Origin of the sequence: Phenylobacterium sp. (assembly GCF_044372605.1) — a bacterium.
Lineage (GTDB): Bacteria > Pseudomonadota > Alphaproteobacteria > Caulobacterales > Caulobacteraceae > Phenylobacterium.
The window spans coordinates 1-6,906 of the sequence record NZ_JBILRO010000185.1 but is presented as its reverse complement, the minus strand read 5'-3'; the positions used below and the strand labels follow the sequence as shown (position 1 = coordinate 6,906).

General features: G+C 64.5%; 8 protein-coding genes. 4 read left to right on the top strand and 4 right to left on the bottom strand.

What is annotated here, in order from left to right; translation table 11 throughout:
• From ACIQ42_RS13815 to phnG, 3 genes are all read right to left on the bottom strand, one after another.
• Positions 1 to 930, bottom strand: a 930-nt coding sequence (locus ACIQ42_RS13815; RefSeq protein WP_397422818.1) for a carbon-phosphorus lyase complex subunit PhnI, incomplete at its 3' end; no start/stop codon positions are given.
• Between the two features lie 10 nt (positions 931 to 940).
• Positions 941 to 1,543: a phosphonate C-P lyase system protein PhnH gene (phnH, locus tag ACIQ42_RS13810; RefSeq protein ID WP_397422817.1), complete on the bottom strand. Its 603-nt coding sequence runs from the start codon at positions 1,541 to 1,543 to the stop codon at positions 941 to 943.
• A complete protein-coding gene (gene phnG / locus ACIQ42_RS13805; protein WP_397422815.1) occupies positions 1,543 to 2,013 on the bottom strand; it encodes a phosphonate C-P lyase system protein PhnG in 471 nt (156 codons plus the stop codon). Before phnG ends, phnH begins: the two co-directional genes overlap by 1 nt.
• A 167-nt stretch (positions 2,014 to 2,180) precedes the next feature.
• Here phnG and phnF point away from each other — a divergent pair, with 167 nt between their 5' ends.
• From phnF to ACIQ42_RS13790, 3 genes are read left to right on the top strand one after another with little or no spacing between them, the layout of a single operon-like run.
• On the top strand, positions 2,181 to 2,888 hold the full coding sequence (gene phnF, locus ACIQ42_RS13800) for a phosphonate metabolism transcriptional regulator PhnF (protein WP_397422814.1): 708 nt from the start codon (positions 2,181 to 2,183) through the stop codon (positions 2,886 to 2,888).
• Positions 2,889 to 2,914: 26 nt separating this feature from the next.
• On the top strand, positions 2,915 to 4,048 hold the full coding sequence (locus tag ACIQ42_RS13795) for an alpha-D-ribose 1-methylphosphonate 5-triphosphate diphosphatase (protein WP_397422812.1): 1,134 nt from the start codon (positions 2,915 to 2,917) through the stop codon (positions 4,046 to 4,048).
• Between the two features lie 14 nt (positions 4,049 to 4,062).
• Complete coding sequence (locus ACIQ42_RS13790) at positions 4,063 to 4,812, top strand: endonuclease/exonuclease/phosphatase family protein (protein ID WP_397422811.1); 750 nt, start codon at positions 4,063 to 4,065, stop codon at positions 4,810 to 4,812.
• Here the strand turns inward: ACIQ42_RS13790 and ACIQ42_RS13785 are convergent.
• The gene (locus ACIQ42_RS13785) at positions 4,761 to 5,156 is read right to left on the bottom strand and encodes a tyrosine-protein phosphatase (protein ID WP_397422809.1); all 396 of its coding nucleotides are present in this window, start codon (positions 5,154 to 5,156) and stop codon (positions 4,761 to 4,763) included. The two genes, ACIQ42_RS13790 and ACIQ42_RS13785, sit on opposite strands and share 52 nt — an antisense overlap.
• Before the next feature lie 355 nt (positions 5,157 to 5,511).
• Between ACIQ42_RS13785 and ACIQ42_RS13780 the strand changes: the two genes are divergently transcribed.
• Positions 5,512 to 6,906: TonB-dependent receptor plug domain-containing protein (locus ACIQ42_RS13780; protein ID WP_397422808.1), on the top strand; the 1,395-nt coding region annotated here is incomplete at its 3' end.

Sequence of the window (6,906 nt, the reverse complement as noted above, 5' to 3'; positions counted from 1 at the left end):
AGCCGAGGCCTCGCCCTGCGCCGCGTCGCGGAGCGCCCGGTCGACGATGGCCATGGACATCGCCTTGCGCTCGCAGTGGCCGAACGTCAGACCGTAACCCCGCGTGAACTGTGGCGCTGTCTCGATCCCGCCAGCGCCAGTGGAAATCATCTGGCACTCTGTGAGCGTGAGTTCGCCGATCTCGATGGCAAAGCCCAGCTCATCGGGCACGAACTCCACCGCGACCTCTCCCAGCCGGATCTCGGCGCAGAGCGGGTGGGTGGAGCCCCAGCCACGCTGCGACGAATAGGCCAGCGAGAGCAGGAAACCTTCATCACCGCGGGCAAGGGCCTGCAGGCGCTGATCCCGTCCCGCCGGGAAGGCCATCGGCTCCCGTGTCAGGTCGAAGGGCTCGGCTGCCGCCTCGGTTTGCGTGTCGGGCTCGAGCAAGTCCTCGTGAGCGAAAACCGAAGCGATCGTCGCCATGGGATAGGCCTGGGGCTCCTCAGCCTCCATCGCGCCTTCCAGCGGGGTCTCGCCATTGGCTGCCAGGGTGAAATCCAGCAGGCGGTGGGTGTAGTCGAACGTCGGGCCAAGCACCTGACCGCCAGGAATGTCCTTGAACGCCGCCGAAATCCGCCGGCGCACGGCCATCTGGCCCGTCTCCAGCGGCAACGACGCGCCGAACCTCGGCAAGGTCGTGCGATAGGCCCGGGTCAGGAAGATCGCTTCCGGCAGATCGCCGCGCGCCTGCTTGACCGCGAGCGCCGCGAGATCACGATCATAGCAGGAGCCCTCGCTCATCACCCGATCAATGGACAGGGAAAGCTGCTCGCGGATCTGATCGACCTCGATCTCGGGAATCGTCGGGTCGCCCCGACGGTCCTCGGCCAGCCAGCGGTGGGCGTTGGTTATCGCCCGCTCTCCGCCCTTTACAGCGACATAGGCCATCTCTGTCTCCTCAGACGATGCGGGTGGAACGGGGAAGGGCGGTCAGGCGATCCCCGGCGACGAAAATCAGATCGACGCCGAACTGGAACCGGGCGTGGTTCTCCTGAACCTCGCCCCAGAAACCCGGGCGCAGACCATCAAGCGCCAGGGTGGCTTCCGACTTGATCCCGGGGCCGGTCAGGGTGACGCGCGGCCCGCCTTCGAGCGAGGGCAGCTGGATCACCAGCGTGGTTGACCGGTCAGGATACTTGGCGTCGCCGGCATTGAAGTCCGCCAGGAGGGGCGCGGCGGGTAGATCCGCCACCAGAGCAAACGCCGCTTGCCGGGGCTCCGCCACGCGGGGCGCGCCACAGTGGAACTGCAGCCAGCCCTCGACAGCTTCGGTGTGCAGTCCCGGATCCAGCCAGACTGGGGTTTCGAAATCGAAGAGGGTGAGCGCGACAGCGCCCGCTGCCCTGTGCATGCCATGAGGCGGCTCAGGCGCCTGGGACAGATCATAGATCGTGCCGGGACGCGCCATCGCGTCCATGAGTTTCCGGAAGACCTGCTGGCTTTCACGGGTCGGGTCGGAGAAGCCGGCGGCCACGCGGGCCAGATCGAAAGCGATCGACATCAGGCGGGCCCTCGCGTGCGGACCATGGTGAAGAAATCGACCTTGGTGGCGGCGGCCTTGCGGGCGGCCATGTCGCGACGCGCCTGCTGGGCCCGGGCCAGGCGGGCGACGACAGCGCCCTCCACCAAAGGCCGCAGGGCGGGCGACTGCATCATTGCGTCCACCGCAGCGGCGATTTCCGCATGGCGACGATTTCGCCCCGACACATACCCGACCCCGGTTTCGCCCGTGTCCAGCCGGACGGCCGCGCGGGTGACGGTCATTTCACCCAGGTTGAAGGCGTCGCCCGAACCGCCCATCCGACCCCGCACCAGAACCATGCCGATTTCCGGAGCCCTGAGCGTGCCGTAGCCCGGCAGTTCGGCGATGGCGTCCCACGCGGCGAAAACGTCTTTCGGGGCCGCCTTTGCCAGGACGGAGAGCCAGGCTCGACGTTCCGGGCTTGGCCCGGCAGGGTGACTGACCGTCATCATCGAACTCCGACAACTAAACATGTTGTTGTATTCATTGAGCTCGACTATTACGTCGTCCCAGAAAATGTCGCAATAACGGGTTGATGAACATTATCTGACAGTAGAAAAACTTGTCTAGATGACCGTCGCAGAACTGTTAAAGATTGTTGGTAAGAGGTTTTTTTATGGTCCTTTGGCGAGAAATCTCGTGGTCTCTGGAGCGACGTATCCAGGCGCGTGAGATCACGCCTGGCGACAAGCTGCCGACGGAGTTCGAGCTATCCCGGGAATTCATGGTCAACCGGCACACAGTACGGCGCGCCCTGTCTGATCTCCAGGAAAAGGGCATCGTTGAGTCCACCCAGGGCCGTGGAAGCTACGTCAAACGTCCCTCATCGCTGATGCGCCTGCAGCGTCGACCACGGTTTACCGAGACTGTGCAGCAGGACGGCCGCACGCCGCGGACCGAGACCATCAAGCTTCTGGTGCGGCCATCGGACGCCAAGGTCGCGGCCCAGCTGGGTCTGCGCGTTGGAGAGCCGATCGTTTATCTGGAGCGTTGCCGGTTCGTGGACGATGAGCCGACGGGGCTCAGCCAGCATCACTTCAGTCAAGCGCGCCTGCCGGCCTTCATCGAGACCTACAAGACCCACGGGACCATCACCCAGACGCTGATCGCATCGGGCATTCCCGACTATACCCGCCGCCGGACGGCCATCTCGGCCCGGCTGCCGACGGTTGATGAGGCCACCCGGCTTCAGGTGCCCAGGCATGTCCCGTTGCTGGTTCATTGCTATCTGAACATCGACGGTCTTGGTCGACCGCTGGAGTACGGAATCTCGCGCTCCACAACCGAAGTCGAGATCGAGTTTCCCGATCCCGTGCGGGACTGATCTGCAATCAAACCGAAGGATTTGTCGTGGAGTTGGCGTTCAGGAATGCGCGGGTGGTTACCGGCGACGACTGCTTTTTGGGATCGGTGCTGGTCCGCGACGGCAAGGTAGTCTCCGTCGATTCCGGGCCCAGTTGCGCGGGCGAGGACATGGAGGGCGATGTCCTCATGCCCGGTGTGATCGATCTCCATACGGATAACCTTGAAAAGCACTTCTTTCCCCGCCCCAACATCGGCTGGGATCCGGTGTCCGCCGCTGTCACCCACGACGGCTGCTGTCTGTCGGTGGGTGTCACGACCGTGTTCGACAGCCTCAGCATCGGGTCCTTCAACTCTGCGGCCTCGCGCAATCATGGCAATCTCACCCGCCTCGCTGACGGTCTGGCGCAGGCCGAGGCGAGCGGTCTGCTAAAGGGGGATCACAAGGTCCACTGGCGGTGTGAAACGCCGGCGGACGACCTGCCAGAAGAGCTCGAGGGCTTTGCGAAGCATCCGATGACGGCGCTGTTCTCGCTCATGGATCACACGCCGGGTCAGCGGCAGTACCGGAACATCGAGAAATATCTGGCCGCCTGGCGTGCTGACGGCATGACGGAAGGCGCGGTTGATCAGCGCATGGCCGATATCCGTGACCGGCAGGCGCGCAACGCCGATCGTCATCGCCGGCTCGTGTCCGAGGTCGCAGCCGCCTACGGCGCGCCATTGGCCAGCCATGACGATGAGGACGTCGCCCACATTGACGCCGCGGCCGATCTGGGCGCCACGGTCGCGGAGTTCCCGGTTACGCTGGAGGCGGCACGACAGGCCCGCGAGCGCGGGATGGTCATTGTGATGGGCGGCCCAAATCTGATTCGCGGGGGCTCCTACTCCGGTAACGTGCCCGCCTCGGAGTTGGCCCACGCAGGCCTGCTGGACGCCTTCGCCTCCGACTACGTTCCGCGCAGTCTGATTGAGTGCGCCTTCGCCCTGACCCGCCCTGAGTTCGACTGGAGCCTGCCGCGCGCGGTGGCCACGGTCACCTCCGGCCCGGCCCGCGCGGCCCGCCTTTCAGACCGTGGCGTGATCGAAACCGGTCGCCGGGCGGATCTGTTGCGCGTGCGAACCCGTGGCGACCTGCCGGTAGTCCAGGAGGTCTGGGTCGAGGGCCGTCGTCGCGCCTGACGTGGGCCTGACCCTTGCGTATCGTCACCCTCAACACCTGGAAGAACGAAGGCGACTATCCACGCCGCCTTGACCAGATGGCCGAAGGGCTTGCCGCGTTGCGCGCTGACGTCGTCTGCCTTCAGGAGTGCTTTGCCGGGGGCGGCGCGAGTACAGTAGATACTTTGGCGTCAGTCCTGGGGATGTTCCCGCACAGGGCCCCGTCCCGGCGAAAGCTGCGCCAGCACGGCCCGCTTCGCGTGATGAGCACCTCTGGTCTTGCCATTCTGACCCGCGACCCTTCGGCACGAGCCAACCTGTGCGCACTGGTCAGCGACCCCAGGGATGGGCAGCGCATCGCCCAGCGGGTCGATCTGGTCGCGTCGGGTCATCCCCTGCGGTTTCTGAACCTGCATCTCACGCATCTGGGCGGGGCCAAGGCCGAAGGCGTCCGCGCCGCCCAGCTCACAGCCGCGTTGATATGGGCCACAGCGGACTATGAAGGCGGACTTGTGCTGGCGGGTGACCTGAATGCCACGGCGGCGGACAGTGCGCTTGCGGCGCTCGAACTTCCCGCCATGCCCTCGACCCTCCACGGCGCTCGAACCGGGACGGCGCCTTCGTCAAGGCTGGCGATCGACCATTGCGTACTGTTGCGCAAAGGCAGCTGGCGCACTGTGGGCACAGGCCGCGCGCTGGACCAGCCTGATGAAGATGGCTGGTTCCCGAGCGATCACGCCGCGGTTGTACTGGATCTTCTCGCCGGCGACGCCGGTTCCTCCTGAAGGTAGATCGCGCGCAACCGGGCCAGCTCAACCGGGCCGATGCCGACTTCCCTGGCCAGATATTTGTCGACGGAGCCCCACTTCGTCTCGACCTCATCAAGCGCCACCTCGAGGAAGGCGCGACGGTTGGCGTCGAACAATGGGCTGGGCACGGCGGCGGCCGGGTCTTTCTGGTCGTTGGCGAAGAAAGCCGCCACCGGGCTGGCAGCCTGAGCCGCAGCGTCGAAGCGCGGCATTTCGTACTCCGGTCGCCGATAGGTCGTCGACAGGTGATAGTCCTTGTATCGGCGGCTGCCGAGCGCAACGCTCACCTCATGCCGGCCATCGCGATCAGTGATGGACACGCGCTTCGCCTTGGTCAGCGGCAGGTTGGGCTGATCCGACAGACATACGTCAACGGGATTTGAGGACGCCCAGTGTTTCAAGGCTATGCGACTGTGGAGACGCCTAGACCACAGCGTCGCGAACCCTTGAAGTTCGTGCCGAAACTTGTGGACGATAATGATGTCGGTCAATCTACTGACTTACTGTCCGCCGGCGGGTTCCAGGCCCTGCCGCCTAACCTGGCCCTGTCGGCCGCTGCTGCAGGCGCTGAATTCCAGTCCGACAACTTTGCTCAGCGTCACCAAAACATGACGTGTTTGCGGCGCAAACGTGTTGTCTCGCCTGTTACCTGCGCCCCTCAAACAGGGGCTCACCATGAACTCGATATGCTGTCGTCGCGCCGCCCTCACGGGCGTGGCCTTCTCTACACTTGCACTGGTCCTGGCCAGCGCGCCCTCCGCCCAGGCTCAAGACCAGGCCGCGGCTGTGAGCGAAGTCGAGGAACTCGTGGTCACCGCCACGCCAATTCGCGACTCGATTGCGAAGTCCCTTGAGGCTCAGCGCGTCGCCGACAACATCGTCTCGGTCGTCGCCGCCGATGCTATCGGACGCTTTCCCGACCAGACGGCTGCTGCGGCGCTCTCACGGTTGCCGGCGACCGGCGTTCAGCGCGACCAGGGCCAGGAGCGCTACATCCAGGTCCGCGGCGCGCCGGCGCGCTGGACCAACGTCGCGTTCGACGGCGTCAACGTCCTGGGCGCGGAAGACCGGATCTTCCGGTTCGACAGCGTTCCGGCTTCTGTGATCAGCCAGCTTGAACTGAACAAGACCCTGACCCCGGACATGCCTGGCGAGGCTCTGGCCGGGCGCGTCAATATTCTCACCTTCTCACCGCTTTCCCAGCAGGGCTTCCACGTCAACGCCGACATCGGTCGCGGATATGTCGACCTCGGCGATGACGTCGAGAGCTACGGCGGCCGGGTATCCTGGTCCAACGATACGTTCGGGATCGTCCTGGGCGCCTCGAAGTTCAGCTTCATCCAGGAAACCGACAACTACGAGCCCCGGTTTGACGCTGTCGGCATGAGAGAGGTCCGCTTCGCGAAGTACCGCATCAAGAGGGACACCAGGGCCTTCAACGGCAAGGTCGAGTGGCGGATTGATGAGCAGAACAGCATCCGCTTTTCCGCGCTTCGCAGCGAGTTCCTGGATTTCGAAGAGCGCAACCAGTACACGTTCAACTTTGCCGGCGCAGCCTCCGGCACGCGCACCCCGACATCGGGAAGCCTCGTTTCCGTGCCGGTCGCGGGCCTGTTCGAGGATGGCGACTACGCAACCAAGAATACGCTTTTCATTCTCCACGGCGATCATGAGTTCGCCGGGTGGAAGCTCGCCTGGGATGTGGGCCGCTCGGAGGCTACGTTCCGCCAAAATCTCCCACTTACAGCGACATCTGCGTCAACAACCGGCAACACGACCGGGGCCTTGCTGCGGCCATCGCTCACGTTCACGGCGGGAGAGGCCGGAACGCCCGTGATCTCGTTGTTCGAAACCGTCCGAAACGCCGCCGGGGTACTCGAGCGCGGTGCAGCCCGCACAAGCGTGAACCAGTCAGCTTTCAACACAGAAGTTCTGGCTTACTTCCGTCAGTTCAACACCCAGGAAGACAACTTCGCCAAGGCCGACCTGTCCACAACGTGGGACAACCTCGGCGCCGAGGCGACGTTCAAGGCTGGCTTCCAGTATAACGCCCGGAAGTTCGATGACCCG